The 15,821-nt window shown below is 32.5% G+C and carries 16 protein-coding genes and 1 pseudogene; all 17 read right to left on the reverse strand.

The window, feature by feature from the left end:
* Positions 1 to 241: 241 nt before the first annotated feature.
* Positions 242 to 790, reverse strand: a pseudogene (locus IR213_RS15070) (DUF1572 family protein); the annotation flags it as partial.
* A gap of 15 nt (positions 791 to 805) precedes the next feature.
* Positions 806 to 1,438, reverse strand: coding sequence for a uridine kinase family protein (locus IR213_RS15075; protein WP_194313128.1), 633 nt, complete (start codon positions 1,436 to 1,438; stop codon positions 806 to 808).
* A 152-nt stretch (positions 1,439 to 1,590) separates the two neighbouring features.
* Positions 1,591 to 1,959 carry a VOC family protein gene (locus tag IR213_RS15080; protein ID WP_228479206.1) on the reverse strand — a complete coding sequence of 123 codons (369 nt, stop codon included), beginning with the start codon at positions 1,957 to 1,959 and terminating at the stop codon, positions 1,591 to 1,593.
* A 204-nt stretch (positions 1,960 to 2,163) separates the two neighbouring features.
* Positions 2,164 to 4,611, reverse strand: coding sequence for a TonB-dependent receptor domain-containing protein (locus tag IR213_RS15085; RefSeq protein ID WP_194313129.1), 2,448 nt, complete (start codon positions 4,609 to 4,611; stop codon positions 2,164 to 2,166).
* A gap of 654 nt (positions 4,612 to 5,265) precedes the next feature.
* Positions 5,266 to 5,787 carry a redoxin domain-containing protein gene (locus tag IR213_RS15090; RefSeq protein ID WP_194313130.1) on the reverse strand — a complete coding sequence of 174 codons (522 nt, stop codon included), beginning with the start codon at positions 5,785 to 5,787 and terminating at the stop codon, positions 5,266 to 5,268.
* 191 nt (positions 5,788 to 5,978) lie between these two features.
* Positions 5,979 to 7,352 (reverse strand): alginate export family protein, encoded by a 1,374-nt coding sequence (locus tag IR213_RS15095; RefSeq protein WP_194313131.1) that lies wholly within the window; start codon positions 7,350 to 7,352, stop codon positions 5,979 to 5,981.
* 139 nt (positions 7,353 to 7,491) lie between these two features.
* Positions 7,492 to 8,085: a short chain dehydrogenase gene (locus tag IR213_RS15100; protein WP_194313132.1), complete on the reverse strand. Its 594-nt coding sequence runs from the start codon at positions 8,083 to 8,085 to the stop codon at positions 7,492 to 7,494.
* A 160-nt stretch (positions 8,086 to 8,245) separates the two neighbouring features.
* Entirely contained in the window at positions 8,246 to 8,896 is a 651-nt protein-coding gene (locus IR213_RS15105; RefSeq protein WP_194313133.1) for an MBL fold metallo-hydrolase, read from the reverse strand.
* A gap of 49 nt (positions 8,897 to 8,945) precedes the next feature.
* A complete protein-coding gene (locus IR213_RS15110; protein ID WP_194313134.1) occupies positions 8,946 to 9,128 on the reverse strand; it encodes a GNAT family N-acetyltransferase in 183 nt (60 codons plus the stop codon).
* A gap of 40 nt (positions 9,129 to 9,168) precedes the next feature.
* Positions 9,169 to 9,660 (reverse strand): acyl-CoA thioesterase, encoded by a 492-nt coding sequence (locus IR213_RS15115; RefSeq protein ID WP_194313135.1) that lies wholly within the window; start codon positions 9,658 to 9,660, stop codon positions 9,169 to 9,171.
* A gap of 198 nt (positions 9,661 to 9,858) precedes the next feature.
* A complete protein-coding gene (locus IR213_RS15120; protein WP_194313136.1) occupies positions 9,859 to 10,881 on the reverse strand; it encodes a hypothetical protein in 1,023 nt (340 codons plus the stop codon).
* Between the two features lie 205 nt (positions 10,882 to 11,086).
* The gene (locus IR213_RS15125; RefSeq protein ID WP_194313137.1) at positions 11,087 to 11,344 is read right to left on the reverse strand and encodes an SGNH/GDSL hydrolase family protein; all 258 of its coding nucleotides are present in this window, start codon (positions 11,342 to 11,344) and stop codon (positions 11,087 to 11,089) included.
* Positions 11,345 to 11,496: 152 nt separating this feature from the next.
* Positions 11,497 to 12,210 carry an MBL fold metallo-hydrolase gene (locus IR213_RS15130; RefSeq protein ID WP_194313138.1) on the reverse strand — a complete coding sequence of 238 codons (714 nt, stop codon included), beginning with the start codon at positions 12,208 to 12,210 and terminating at the stop codon, positions 11,497 to 11,499.
* A gap of 26 nt (positions 12,211 to 12,236) precedes the next feature.
* The gene (locus IR213_RS15135; protein ID WP_194313139.1) at positions 12,237 to 13,100 is read right to left on the reverse strand and encodes an alpha/beta fold hydrolase; all 864 of its coding nucleotides are present in this window, start codon (positions 13,098 to 13,100) and stop codon (positions 12,237 to 12,239) included.
* Between the two features lie 96 nt (positions 13,101 to 13,196).
* Positions 13,197 to 14,084, reverse strand: a complete 888-nt coding sequence (locus tag IR213_RS15140; protein WP_194313140.1) for an NHL repeat-containing protein — start codon at positions 14,082 to 14,084, stop codon at positions 13,197 to 13,199.
* 40 nt (positions 14,085 to 14,124) lie between these two features.
* Positions 14,125 to 14,925, reverse strand: a complete 801-nt coding sequence (locus tag IR213_RS15145; protein ID WP_194313141.1) for an MBL fold metallo-hydrolase — start codon at positions 14,923 to 14,925, stop codon at positions 14,125 to 14,127.
* A gap of 72 nt (positions 14,926 to 14,997) precedes the next feature.
* Positions 14,998 to 15,561, reverse strand: coding sequence for a Crp/Fnr family transcriptional regulator (locus IR213_RS15150; protein WP_194313142.1), 564 nt, complete (start codon positions 15,559 to 15,561; stop codon positions 14,998 to 15,000).
* Positions 15,562 to 15,821: the final 260 nt, after the last annotated feature.

The following is a 15,821-nucleotide window of genomic DNA, read 5'->3' on the forward strand; positions in this document are numbered from 1 at the left end:
TTTTCAATATCTTTGGAACTCATAAATTTTGTTTTTTGTCACTCAAAATGTATGAAAAAAAGGGCTTACTTTTAAAAGTAGCCCTTTCTGTTGAAAAATATTAATCGGTTAGTAGTGTTAAATAATATCTTATCAAGTTTTAAATAAAATTTCTATTCATAAAAAGGGTTTATTATAAGAAAAAAGTTTTTGTAATATCTATTTTGACTAACATTTTTTTATTGTTTGTCAAGGAGAGGATTTATTCTTTCTTTTTGTTTAAATATTCAACCGTAAAATGCCCTTTTTGTTTGGGTTTTGAGAATTTGTTCGTATTGTAGGTGTTCGAATTTCCTTTTGGAATTGACAATGAAATCCAATTGTTATGCGTTGCAATTTGTCCAATGTGATAAGGATAATGTGCCAATTGCCTGTTGATGGCTTCTGTAATATTGTGTCCTTGATTGCGGATGTAAATTTCTTGTTGCATGTCAGCTGTTGTCAAACTGTTTAATACAGTAAATAAACAGTTCCATCCTTCTTCCCATTTGTCTAAAAGTTCTTCTCGGGTTGTAATGTCGTTTTCAAATTCAGTGTCCCTGTTTTTCCATTCTTTTTCACCGTCTGTGGTCAAAAAATTAGTCCATCGGGAAAACATATTTCCCCAAAGATGTTTCACAATTGTTGCAATACTATTACTGTTTTAATTGTATTGCCAAAATAGATTTTCGTCTTGAACTTGTGAAAAAGTTTTATCTCCAAGCATTTTATAATACTCGAATTGCTTTTTAGCACTTTCTAAATAATCATTTTTCCTTAGTCGTAATTATTTAATTTTATAATTATATTTTTCGGTACTATTAATAATTAAATCTGAGTATTTCTTGTTTGGCAGAATATATTTAGTGTATTCTTCCATTTCATTATCTATTTTTTTACCAGCTTCTTTTTCAGAAAAGCCTCTTTTATTGATGTTGGCGTTATATCTTAGTTTTTTTAATACCTCGCTTTCGGCATCTATGTAAATCTTTAAATCAATTTTGTTTCGTATTATATCGTTTAAAGAATGAATACCTTCGATAATTAGAACATTCGGTGCGTTTATCAATCTGTATCCGGATACATTTTTCCCTGACTTATTGTCATAGGGATAATATTTCACTTCTTTTTTTTGTTCTATTTTTTCGACAACATTCAACAATACACAACACTTCAAAGAGTCTGTATTATAGCCGCTAATTCTCTTTATGTTTCTGTCCTTTCGGTCTATCAAAAAAGAATCTGTACTTATACATTCACTTCTTACTTGTTGATTATTTAATTCAACACAAATCTTTTCAGCCAAAGTTGATTTTCCAGTATCAGCAGCACCGCATAATGCTACAAAAACGACATTTCTCTTGTTTTTAATTGTTAAAATTTCGTTTAGTACGGTATTAAAAACATTTATATTTTTCAATTTAATGTATTGGTTTATGGAGTTTAGTTCTTATTGATGCTAACAACAAATGATAGTCTTTAATGATTATAATTTTTCAAGTTCCAACCATTTTTCATACGTCAAAATTCCATTTTCAGGTTTAGAATCGCCATTCAATATTGAAATAAACTCTAATGAATGTCCGTCAGGATCGCTAAAATAAATTGAAATGGCAGGCATCCAGGCAAAACCAAAGGCTCCTCAATACCATTATTTAAAAAATTTCTCGTTTTTATGTGATGTGAATTTAGAAAAACAACAGATTCATTTAATATGAATTCTGTTTCACATTCGAATGCGAAATGCCTGATGTCAATATTTTCTTTAGGTTTCTCCCAAAGTCCCAGCATTGCTTGTTTTCTTTTTCCTATCCAAAAAAAAACCGACTTTCTATCTTCTTCATAATAGCATTGTTCAAGTTTTAGAACATTTTTATAGAAGTCGATAGATTTGTTGATGTCTGAAACGAATAAATGAGTTTCGTATAATCCTTTTATCATTTTTCTTCATTTTTTAAATTAGTCTATTGTCTTTTTTTGGAAATTTCTTCTTAAATAAGTATTCTGTCAAACTCCGGCCAGGGAACAACAGACTTTGCTATTTGTAAGTCTGTTGCTATCTTGTAAAGCCTGAAGATTTCTACAAGGTCATTTGGGGAGCTATTAATTATTTTCATTTATTCTTTGCTATTTAACAGATACCTTTTACTTCCCTAATCCTCCACTGCTTTGTTGTATTTTTTCGTTTTGGATTTCTGTATTTTCTTTCTGCAATTTTGAATTTCCGAAATTGTAAGTCAATGATAATCTGAAAAATCGGCTATCCTTTTTTTGATGATATTGAGTCTCTAGATTTTGACCGGTTATCAAACCATTAGTTTCGTTCTTGTTGAACACATCGAAGCAATGCAAACCGACTTTCATCTTTTTGTCCATAAAATCCTTGTTGAAGGAAATATCGAATTGTTGTATGGGTTTAGTAACCTGATACACTTCCCAAGTTCCTTTTGACAAAATAGAATAGGCCATCGTATTGGTGATATTCCAAGGGAGTATAATTTGGGATTGTAAACTTAAATTGACAATGGCTTTATTACTGAAGCTAAAGTCATAGCCATCAGTTTTTGTTTTCATATAATTTAGATTCACATACACATAATTCATTTTATCGATTGTATTCATTCTTTTCATGAACTCATCTTTTCCTTTAAAGAAATAATCAAGCGGAATGGGGAAAGACACATATGCGCTGAAAGTATTCATTTTATCAAAAGATTGGTAGGTTTGATTACTTATTAATTCCCCCGGTTTGGCGTTAAAAACAAACTGGCTGTTATCTTTAATTATGGTGTAATTAGCTCCCACCTGGACAAACTGAAATGCGGTAAGTTTTAATTCATAATTGTCAAAAAAGGCTGACTTTAGTGAAATATCTCCAGCTGAGGAATTGTATTGGTTGAATGCTGAACTATTGTTTGGATCTATGGTATTGTAATTGGGCTGTTTTATTTTTTTAGAATAATTGGCACTTAGATTCAATTGCGAATTAATTTCATACGAGGCACTCACATTTGGAAACAGATTTGTTGTTTTGTAATTTATTTTATTGGTAGCTGTACTGGCCATTCTTTCAATATTAAAATTTTCGAAACGCAAACCGGCAGTGAAATTGAATTTGTTGATTTTCTTGCGTGCCTCTGCATAAAAGGCCAAATTGTTTTCGGTGTAATTAAAATCGATCGTAGTTGTTGTGTTGTCAAGCTTATAACGGCCAAGGTCATTTACTTTAATTGTGTTGTATTTTCCTCCTGTATTGATTGAAAAATTCATTTTATTGAACGGTATGGCAAAGTCATATTTTAAATAATAATTAGTCAGACCAAAATCAATGTTGCTGTTGTTTGTTTGACTTTCAGATGTAGTTGATTCATTTATTGGGTTTCTGTTAAAGGTATTTACAAAAGCAGTTACATCAAGAGTCCTGCCAATAGTGTCCAGTTTAGTCTTGTATTGCAAGCTAAAATCTTGATTGGCGCTTTTATTTTTTGTAATTCCGTTATCGTTAAAGTTGATTCCTTCACCTAGCGTATTGGCTAGATAATTAATCCTGTCATTTGCGAAGGTATTATTGTAATTGAATAATAAATTTGATTTAGTATTCAATTTATAATTTGTTCCCAATCTAAAATAAGCATTTCTGTTGGTATAGAGTTTAAAATTTTCCTGCAAAAGGTTTTTTGTCGGGCTGAATGATGTAAATGCTTGTGCAGTAGTAATTTTTTCTTCGCTATCGATATAGTTATAGCCTAACATAGTTTGCCAAGACAAATTTTTCTCTTTTCCGTTTAATAAAATTTGTGGACTGGGTTTTTGGTATTTATTGAAATTATAGTTTATGTTGAAACTTGCATTTAACCCTTTCATATGTCTAGAACTTGTGATAACGTTTATCACAGAACCGCTAGAGTTGGCTTCATATGATGCTCCAGGATTGTATACCAATTCTACTTTTTCGATAGCATTGGCCGGAAGACTGGAAAGATAATTCTCTAAATCGGTTCCACTCAAAGTACTTGGAGAACCATCTATATAAACCGTTACACCCTTTCCGTTAAGGGTAAGACTTTTTGTTGGAGAAGTGATTACCCCAGGCAATCTTTTCAACGCTTCATAACCGCTTCCAGTGTTTAGCATTGCATTGTCTTTTATTTTTACTGTAGTTTTATCAGATTCAATTTTTACAAACTGTCTTTTATTACCATAAATAACTACTTCATTAAGTGAATTTATTTTTTCTTTTAAATTTATGGTGTTAAAAACAATTTTTGTTTTGTTGTTTTCAGTAACCTCAAAATTCACTGTTTGATCTTCAAATCCGAAACAAGATATGGTCATCAAGTAATTGCCCATTGAAAGATTTTGGGAAGTTGTAAGCTGACATCCCTTGCCCGAAATGCTTACTATTTTAGAGGCAATATTATTGTCTTTTTTTTCTAAAAGGTAGTTTCTTTGTGCTGAGTCCAAATTACAGGGAGTGTTTTTTATTGAACTGTTAATTTCCAAAACAGTTTTTTCCTCTTGTGCTTGCAGGGTTGGAATTGCGATGAATATAATCCATAACAATAATGCTACTTTGATTTTTAATGTTTTCATGATTTTTTGTTTATAAAGTTTAACTAATTATTACTTGCTCTATTGGGGTCAAATTTATATGCTTTCGAACTCTAAATACTTGACTTAAGTTAAGAAGCGATTCTGTATTATTTAATTACAAAAGTCCAAGAATAAAGCTGGGGATTCTATTTTAATATGCCAAGCTGGGGAAGATGTTTGAAAACGATTGTCTTAATCCAGAAAGATACACATATAACCCTGGACAATATGAGCTGATATAGTCAATTATCCCAAGAGAGTTGAGGGGATTTTTTTTCCAGGAGAATTCTAAGCCGTTGAAAACCTGTTTCATGGTAGATTGTCCGCCTAGCTCTTTGCTTTTAAGTGTAAATGTCTGTGCATTTAAAAGTAGAGACATGAACAATACTGTCGAAAAAAATAAGTTTCTCATTTTGAATAAATTTTATAATGCAAAGTTGAGAACATTTATATAATTTCATTTTCTCCCATAGTCCAAAAAGTTATTCAAAAAGTTCAAACTTATATGGTGTAGTTTTTAGGCGAAGTACCGAAATGATTTTTAAATTCATTGCTGAATGCTGGCAAGTTTTTCAAAGCTTGTTATAAATAGATCTTATACGGACTTTTTTTCTGTTGCAATATTTTATGTGCCCAGAACTTTATGAATTAAAATTATTCGGCTATATATGATAAAGCATCTAAAATATCTTGAGGTTGAACTCTAAGTCTATAATTTCCGTTTTCAGATTTTGCAAAAACGATTGTTCCGTTTTTATCGATAACAAATACAGCAGGGACAGGAATATCTTTTGAATTATAATCAAGAAAATCATAAAAATAAATGCCTAATTTTTTTGCTTCATTTATTATTTCAGTTCCATTTTTTATTATGGTAGTAAATAGGTTAGCAACATTATTTCCAGCATCATACAGCACTTCAAATACAAATTCATTTTTAGATTCTATATCTGAAGGTCTATATGGTATTTGGGGTGAAATGGCAATTAAGTTTGCCCCAAAATTTTTAATTTTCGGGAAAATTTTATGATATGTGTTTAACGTAAGATTATTGTAAGGACACCAATTCCCTCTATTAAACGATATAACTACAGGTCCTTGATTCAACAAATTTTCAATGGAAATTATTTTTCCTTTGGCATTCGGAAGTTTGAACAATGGAGTTTTATCACCCACTTTTTTTTTAGAGGCGAATTGATTTCTAATGCTAATAAAGATACATCGATATTAAAAATATCCAATGTCTCTTTGGCAAACATGGCTGCCATATTATTATGTATTAAATCAGTCATTAGAACAATTTTTAAAGAAAGTATCTTTGATTAAAAAGAACTTTTTAGTCCAACATTAGTTTCTATTGTTTTGAATTAAAACTTGAATGTGGATTTAAAAGACAAATAAGTGACATCTTTGCCATTACCTGTAGCTTTAGGATAGCTTCCTGCGTCAAAATAGGATGCGTCAAAAGAGAAAGATAAATTTTTTGTTTGCTGATAATTGGTTTCCAAAACATAATATTTACCTAAAGTTTTTTTGTCAGAACTAAAAAGAGCATTAGGTCTTGGTCTGTTTTCAATCATTCCGGGCGAATAGGTTCCATCTTGATTGCTGTTTCTTGCCATAAAGAATACTTGTGCCAGAATATTCAGCTTTTGAATAGGATTTATTTTAAGGTATGGATAGAAACTGATGATGTTTGTTGCTCCAATTGGAACTGCAAGTCCATAAGCTGGTTTAGCATACAATAAATTATAGGTGTTTAATTTGTTGTCAGTATTGTCTTTATCTCCTGAAGCTACATTAGCTGCAAAACCAATTATTCCTTTTTTAGAGGGAAGTACAGTTACATTTACATCTGCTAAAACATTGTAAGCTTCAATAGTTAAATCATTGAATTTACCCGTTTGATAGCCACCTTCAAATTCAAAGTTTACGGTTTTCATGTTTGAAAACAAACGTATACCGCAGGTTTGACGGTCTTCAAAACCGGACTGATAATTATACTTTCTCGCTTTTGATTGAAAATCGACTAGATAATAGTCCAATCCCAGTTTATGATTAGAAAAATATTGTGTTCCATAGAGTCCATATAATCCATCGTGCATGCTTTCGTCATCAAAGACGTATTGTTTTGAGATTACTTTAGAAACGGCAAAGAAATCCATTGTCCCATTTTTGAATTTATGTTTTACTACTAATCCATCAAAGGCTTGTCTTGTGTTTGGTCCTTCTCGAACAGTTATCAATCGATGGTTGCCATAATACATTTCCTGATGGCCTAATCTGAAATTCCAGTTGGTTACTTTTAGTTCTGCAAAAGCTTGATGAAGGCTTAACTGGTTCTCGTCAATCTCAGGAACGATTGGATTGTCATTCAAGAAACGAAGTGTGCTGTTAAGTTGGATAAAAAAACGAAAATGGTTTCCCAATTCAATATTGGAATGTACCATTAATCGGTGCCAAAGTTGATTGGCATTTGTATCTGAAAAGGTTGGTGGCACATCCCCAAAGTTGATGTTGTTATACACCTGAAACTGTTCCCGTAATTCACCACCAAAAGAAATGGAATTGTTTTTTCCAAGAGGAATATATTTCAGTTGATTGAACCCTTTTTTACTAGTGTCTTTTTTTACAAGCGAAAAGTCATCGTCATAGCGCATCAGGCTGATTTTATTTTGCGCCTGTGTTGCTGAAACCGCCATTAGGAATAAAATTGTTATTTTAAAAATTAAATTTTTCATACGTAATGTAATAAGTTGGTATTATTACCAAATGTTATTTGGTTAAATTTTGTTGCTGTTCAATAATAAGTCATAACCGTAAGTCATTACCATTGCGAATAATGACCCACGGATACTATCGCTTTTGCGAATAAAAAAATTACGGTTTAATGATATGCCCTGTAACTGCTCCGAAAACACTTTTGCGGAACATGAACTCCAATTGTTTCATAGTAGTCGGAATTTCTCCTGGGAAATATGGAAAATAATGAGGCGAATTTTCAATAACCGTTGGACTAACCGCATTAATACGAATACCGTTTTCAAGTTCAATGGCAGCTCCACGAACAAATCCTTCTACTGCTCCATTTGCAGCCGATGCATTGGCGAAGTTAATTTGCGGCTCCTCTGTCAAAGCTCCAGTGATTAACGTAAATGATCCTTTAGGATTGATGTAGTTTTGACCAATAAGAACTAAATTAATTTGTCCCATCATTTTTCCTTCAACTCCTTTTCTGAATGTCTCGTCATTTAATTTCTTCCATGGTCCAACAAAAGTTGGTCCAGCAGTCGAAATAAGAGCGTCAAACGGACCTACTGTTTGAAAGAATTTTTCGATTTCTTCAGGTGAAGTAATATCCACTTGAAAGTCTCCTCCTTGAGAAGCTACTCTGATGATTTCATTTTCATTTTCAAATGCACTTGATAAGTACGTTCCCATGGTGCCAGTTGCACCTACGATGATAATTTTCATTTGTTTAAATTTTAATTAATTATTTATTCAGCAAAGATATTTCAAGGGTTGAGGTACAGGATAGGACAAAAATGTAGTTGAATAGGACTTATTTTAAATTGTGTTTATTGCGGAAAAGAAATGTCGAATACACTTAAAATGACAGATGGTTTTTAAATATTTATTCCAAAAATTGGTCTCTATAATTTATTACTGATTTTCTGGAAACCGGATTTCCGTGTCCTAGGTAAAATGTTTCTGTATTTAAGGAAAGTATGTGATTAATACTGTTTTTTACCTGTTCTAAATTGTCGTGAAATGGGGGATGTTTCATTCTGGAGTTAAAAGCAATTCCCCCAAGTAATATTCCGGATGATGCCAAATCCATTATTATGGCATTCCCATCTTCAAGAACAACAGATAAAGAGCCTGGGGTGTGTCCTGGAGTATGAATTACTTTTCCATTTATCCCATAAATTGATAAATCATATTCTTGGTTTCCATTTAAAACTATGTCAGGAAAACAAGGTGAAGCTATATCGTTTGCTAATTTAGGTTTAAGAACAATATCCCAAATTTTATGGTTAGACTTTAGAGTTTTAAGCATGCTTTTTCCTGTTTGTAATGCTTCTTTGTCTAAATTATGCATTAGAATGGGTACTTTTAAAATGTCCTTTAATTCTTTGGCACTTCCAAAATGGTCAATATGCCCATGAGTCACTAGTATTAAACCAATATCATCTAATTTGATACCGTGTTTCTTTAATTGTTTGATGATTTTTTTCTCACTATTAGGTACACCCGTATCGACTAGAACGTGTTTTTTTTCCATCCAATTTTCGGATCACGGTGTAATTGCCATACCCCAATCTTTCGAATTGTTACAATATCTTAGTCTCTATATACTCTTCTGCATCTGTACTGTTTTGTACTTTTCGATCCCCAATAAATTCGATCCATTTTGGGGTATTGAATAATTCTAAAATAAAACCAACATCTTCTTTGGATGTCGGTTTTAGTAGTAATCTTTCTGTTTCAAATGTTTTCAATTCACCTATTTTCACTTATTTGCAACGCCTGTTTGTTTACTTTTATTCAACTTTATTAGTTTTTCTTTACTTTAAAATCAGTGAGCAATTGTTTAATTCTATCTTGTAAATTGCCATGGTTGGCAACTTCTGTGTTTTCAATCGTTTTTGCCCATTCCATAAATGGAAGATCATGAGGAGCTTTTCTGCCTGTTTTTAAATTTATAGGAATAAGTTTAGATCTCATAATTGCCTTTATTTGATTTTGTTCTTGGTTCATCATAATAGTTTCTAAGTGAAGAAATTCGATGTCAACACGTAATAAAGTAGATTGGATGGATACTGTTTCATTAAATAGAGCAGGTTTTAGGTACGAGATTTCATGACTACTGATTACCCAGGCCAAATCATTTTTATAATACTCATTAAAATCAAAGTTATAAAAATCTTTTAAATGGTCTTCTCGCGCATTAATTAAATAGTCAAGATATCTGGAGTTGTTTAAGTGTCCGAACATATCGCAATCAGTGAAGCGAATTTTGTATTTTGAATTTGGGTTTTTGTTCATGATTCTAATTTTTGTGGTTTTTATGATAATGTTTTAAATTTGATTAATAGGTAAATGATATTTCATTTCCTTGAAAAATAATAGACTACATCTCTTAGCTTTTTACTTTGATTCGCTCAATCAGTGATTTCTATTCTTGTAGTTTTATGGTATTTTTGAAGGACAACCTTTATCAACTTAGTTTTTAGCTGTAGTTTTTTAATTTACTAATCCATCTATCAATTCAGTTACATTCTCTGGCTTATCACCAAACATATCTTTTCCCCATTTTTTAGTTTCGCTTAGTTTGTCCAAAATTAGAAAAAGTGAAAAGCCTTCGTCTTGCGACCACCATTTTCTAGTACGTCTTACGCCTTGTATTGCTATTTCTTTTTTTATATTGCCTCCATCAGGGTTTGTTAGCCACAAATACATTGAATATTGACCCAGACCTTCCATTGTTAGAAAGAGATCATCCAATTGGTTAAAGTCTTTATATTCTCTTTTAAAATACTTCTTTTGCCTCTGTTTTATTAGAGCCAATCCCTCTTTGACAGATTTTTTGTTTACCGAGTTGTTTTGTATAGAGCTATATAATAAATCAACTTCTTTATTGAAGCCTTTTAGATAGGTACTGTCCTTATCAAAGATATATTGAACAATATCATCACTAAATACGACACCAAAATTATTCGCTTTTTCATACTCGGTTACTTTTCTTCCAAAACTATGCATTTGTTGTGCATGGCAAAATTCGTGAATGAAAACTCCTGTAGCAAGATTTTCTGTCCCAAATTCGTCGCTTGTTACTCCTGATTTCCGCCAGAAATCAGGTAATGGCATTATTAAAAATGATTCATTATTCTTATCAGAAGTTCTAGAGGCAAAAGACATTAAGTTAATTTGAACAACAGATTTGTCCGGCAGTGTAAGTTGATTGTCATGTAATTTTTTTTTCCAATTCAGTTTCAATTCCATCAGATTATGGCCTTTTACAATAGTCCCTTTTTCTATTGTAACATTTGATGTTGAGTAAACATACTTATCATCAAAGAACACGAAATCAACAGGTCTGACCTTATCAATTTTGTAAATGTCTTTGCTAACCAGTTCCCAAGCAGTAAACCATTTATTAACGGAGTTATTAAATGCCAAATCTCTTTGTTCTTCTTCGTTTTTAATTTGTCCAACACTAGATAAAGTAAAGAGAAGTGAGATTGAAATATAGATCGTTTTTTTCATTGTTTTTTTTTAAATTATTTATTTATTGTAAAAGCTAAAATGGCTACAGTTTTAATGGCTTTTTAGGCAAGCCAAAGTTAAGTCTCCCTTCACTGGCAACTAGTCCTACGAAAGTTTTAAACAGTACATGCTCTTTCCTTTTCTATAGTTAATAAAAATATATTTGGCATCTTATAAGTATTTTTCAATGATAGGTCTAATAGATTCAATAAATAAGATGGTAGCACAAGAATATTAAATTATCAAATGGTGATTTTCTTGCCACGAATTCAACGTCAAAACGTTTTATAAGCCCTTCGGTAGTTTCACCGCCGATTCCCATGTTAAAAATGCTTACTTCTTTTGAATCGTCATTGCAATATCTCCAGTGGCAATATTTTTTTAAATTATCTACCCAACCCCCCAATATTCCATCGTATACACCATAGGTAATACTGTCACCAAAAAATAAGCAATTTGTCATTTGTTCTGTATTTATTTAGTTTTGAGGCCTGCAAATTTTCGCTAATGGCATACTGATTTCCGATATAGCGGATTTTTAGTGCTAGATTCTATTTCCGCTCCCAGCGCTGAATTTTCGCTACATGGATTGTAAAAGCACTTCCATATTTATGGTTATTTAAAAAATTGGTCTCTGTAGTTTATTAATGATTTTCTCGACACTGGATGCCCATGTCCAAGGTAAAATATCTTTGTGTTTAATGATAATATGTGATTAATACTGTTTTTTACGTGTTCTAGATTGTCATGAAAAGGAGGGTGTTTCATTCTGGAGTGGAAGGCTATTCCCCCAAGAAATATTCCGGATGAAGCTAAATCCATTATTATGGCGCTACCATCCTCCAGAACAACAGATAAAGAACCTGGGGTGTGTCCTGGAGTATGAATTACTTTTCCATTTATCCCATAAATTGATAAATCATATTCTTGGTTTCCATTTAAAACTATGTCAGGAAAACAAGGTGAAGCTATATCGTTTGCTAATTTAGGTTTAAGAACAATATCCCAAATTTTATGGTTAGACTTTAGAGTTTTAAGCATGCTTTTTCCTGTTTGTAATGCTTCTTTGTCTAAATTATGCATTAGAATGGGTACTTTTAAAATGTCCTTTAATTCTTTGGCACTTCCAAAATGGTCAATATGCCCATGAGTCACTAGTATTAAACCAATATCATCTAATTTGATACCGTGTTTCTTTAATTGTTTGATGATTTTTTTCTCACTATTAGGTACACCAGTATCGACTAGAACGTGTTTTTTTTCTCCTTTTATAAGGAAGCAATTGATCATCCCAAAAGGGAAAATGGATAGCTGAATAATTTCTTTCATTTTTTATATTTTAAAATGGACTGTTTTTACTTAAGAGAAGACCGGTATTTATCCAAATGGTTGCCTATCGCTGAAGCTACCTCATTGTAGTTGGTTTGAACCAACCAATGTCCTCCTTTAACTTTTACAAAAGTGTACGCTCCGGTTAAATAATCTTTGCATTTTTCTACACTATAAGAACCAATTGCAAAATCATCTTCTCCCCATATCAGTAAAGTTGGGACATCTACATTACCCAAAATTGTTGTAGTATCTCCGCTTTTCAATAATTTGTAATTTTCTCTATAGTAATTGAGGGCAGCCGTGACGGTTCCTTTTTTTTTTAAAACAGATAAATAATCCGCTATTTCATCCTTAGTACAGTTTTTCCAAAGGAGTTTTAAAAGCGCAAAATTGTCTTTTTTTATTTTATACTCTGGCAACCACGGTATTTGAAATCGCTGCATGTAGGCGCTCATCTTTTTCTGCGTGGCATCTTTAGCTAGTGCTTCTCCAAATCCTTGCAAATGGGGAATGGACAAAGCGCTCCAACTCAAGACCAATTCAGGATGTTGATACGCTATGTACCAACCAATGCAAGCACCCCAGTCATGGCCAATCAGGTGAATTTTTTCTTTCCCAAAAGCTTTACTAATATTTACTACATCGGCAGCAAGTTTTTCTAATGTGTAGTTTTTTTTACCTTTTGGTTGTGCACTTGGGCTGTATCCCCGTAAATTGGGAGCAACGCAGTAAAAGTCTTTTTTGACTAAATCCTCCATAAGTGGTATCCACATGTGATTGGTTTCCGGAAAACCATGCAAGAGGATTACGAGTTCGTTTGAGGAATCTCCTGCGCAACGTAAATCAAAAGTAAGGTGATCTAGGGTAAGTTGTTTTTGTACTATCATGTGCTTTTTTTAAAATTTTGTGAAAGAGATTCGTGGTTTTTTTTAAATTGTTGTGGTTTTTTTGGGTCTATAATGATTTTTTGAAGTCGGAATGTATCATAGACTTTGTTTTAAACTGGTATCTAATTTTATAAAATGAAGTTCTCCATTCATCATTCCTGGAACAATTAATTGGTCTTTAACTATTATGAAATCGGCTGGGCCAGCTATAAGTTCGGGCAGTTTTATTACGTTGACTCTGTTGTTGTACAATTGTATGGAGAATATAATACCTTTTTTTTCAAATGCGATCCAGTTGCTTACATAGAGCACATCATTGGTGACGTATAGACCGTCGTAATAGCCTTCTGCTTCTGTTAGTTTTGTGAATGTGTTGTCTTTTAAATTTAAATAGCCCACAACACCATTGGGTTTATGGTCGGTTCCAAAACCATTTATATACAATCTATTGGCTTTTTTATAGCAAAACAATCCATTGATACCGTTGATTGTGGTATTAATTTTAATTTCGGAATAGGATTTGTCATTTAGGTTAACTTTAAAAAGTTTGCTTTTATCAGTTGCGGTTACATATAAGGTTGTAGAATCCCATACTGCGATATCGTTCAAAAACGAACTGTCTTTGCTAAAGTCGATTTCATATAATTTTGTTCCTGTTTTTAAATCGATTGCAACAAGACGATCAATGTCATTTAAAAATAGTATTTCGTTATCGATGGCTAGCCCTTTTGGCGCATTTAGTTTTTCTTTTACAAACGTAGAATCTAGGATTTGTCCCTTTTTATCTAATTTAAGTATTTTGCCATCGCCGTCTTTTGCATTTGGGTTTAATTCTTTACCAATGTCGGCTACATATATAGAACGTCCATCGGTTGCAACACTTTTTATATGATGGAATCCTGTGATGATTTTTGAATTTTGTGCATTCGAATTTAGGGCTATAAATAAGCTGAATAATAAGCTTAGCTTGGTTTTATTTTTCATTTTTTTGTTTTTATGCTGTTTATAAAAGTGTTTAGCAGTTTTAAGACACAATTCGCGTATCTATTCCGCTTTTTAGCCAAATGAATTTATCGCTTACATTCGAATTTTTTATTTCGTGCAATAATGACGCTACGGATTGTCTAAAGTGCCACCAACCTTCATAATGTATGGGAATTACAGTGTTGGCTTGGAGTAATTGTGTAGTTTTTATGGCTTCTTCGCCATTCATGGTTACTCGTAAATTCTTTTTTAGATAAGGGAAAGCACCTGCTCCGAGATGTAAAATGGCAACATCCACTTTTTTTCGTTTGGCAAGTTCATAAACTCCTTCAAATAGCACGGTGTCACCAGAAATATACATACAGCCTTTTTCTTGGTTCTCCCATTCGATGGTAAAACCAAGCACTTTGCCCATCATTTTGTCCAATCGTTTGATGTTGGTATGCTGTGCCGGAATAGCGGTAATCTTCAATCCTTTGACTCTTTCGTCCTTTATCGAATATTCCTCCCAGTTTTCGAGACCAATGGTTTTGGTGTCTTTAAGTCGATGAACCGCAGCTGTAGTGGATAATACAAGAGGAACGTTTTTAATGAATTCTCTCCCTGTTTTGTCTAGGTTGTCTTTGTGATGGTCGTGACTGAGTAAGACCAAATCTACTTTTCCAATTTCGGCAGGAGTAAGTGCGGCGTCAATATATTTTTTGGAAAAGGCTAGGGGACTTGTTACATATTGTGGTAACCAACCGTCTTTTTTGTTCAGTGTTGGATCGGTGAGGATTTTGTATCCATTGATGTTGATTAAAACACAAGCGGTGTCAATGTGGGTGATGCTAAAATTCATTTCAATTTTGTTTTATCAGTTATTTACTGATGCAAAGTTGATAATGATTTATGGGCGAGAAATTGACTTTGGTCAAGTAATTCGTTTTCGAATTCGGCTTAAAGTTTCCGGAACAACGCCTATATAGGACGCAATGTATTTTTGGGGAATCGATTGTATCAGTTTGGATTGCTCTGTAAAAAGAGCTTCGTATCGCTCCTGTGGAGTTTTGAGCAATAGATCCATTTCTCTTTTTACTTTTTTGGAAAGCAAATATTCAGTGGCAATTTGCCCTAGTTTTTTGGAAGTTTCGCACATAGCATATAATGCATTCAAGCTTTCGTGTGAGATCGAATGCAATACACAGGGTGTTATGGCTTGGATATAAACGGCTGTTTTTTTTCGGGTATAAAAGGAGTCGTAAGCACAATAGAAAGAGTTTTGGAAAGCAAAATCAAAGGTGATTTCCTTCTCATTATGCACAGCGTAATAGCGTACAATTCCTTTGTCAATAAATGACATATAGTTTTCAACCTGACCTTCGAAAAGAATAATTTCGTTGGCTTCAAATGTCCTTGTTTTAATTTGTTTTAAAAAAACAGTGAGGCTCTCTTCTGTAAAGCCCATTTTTTTGAAATAATTAATTAGTGATTCCATATGAATAGTGTGTAAATATTTTGATTCAAAATTACGTGTTTATATGCGTTTTTAAAGTTACCTTTTTTATTTATCTTTAAGATTAGGAAATGTTAGTGTAAACGGCTTAAAGAAATTGACTCTTAATAACCCGTTGGGTGTAGTTATTTGAAGTAAAAAATATTAATTAGATATTGCTCAAGACACTGAAATTCAGTATCTTGAAGTCGCAAAACAAACAATATCCATGTCAAATATAATAAAAAATTATTTAAGAGTTT

Origin of the sequence: Flavobacterium soyangense, assembly GCF_015277675.1 — a bacterium.
GTDB lineage: Bacteria > Bacteroidota > Bacteroidia > Flavobacteriales > Flavobacteriaceae > Flavobacterium > Flavobacterium soyangense.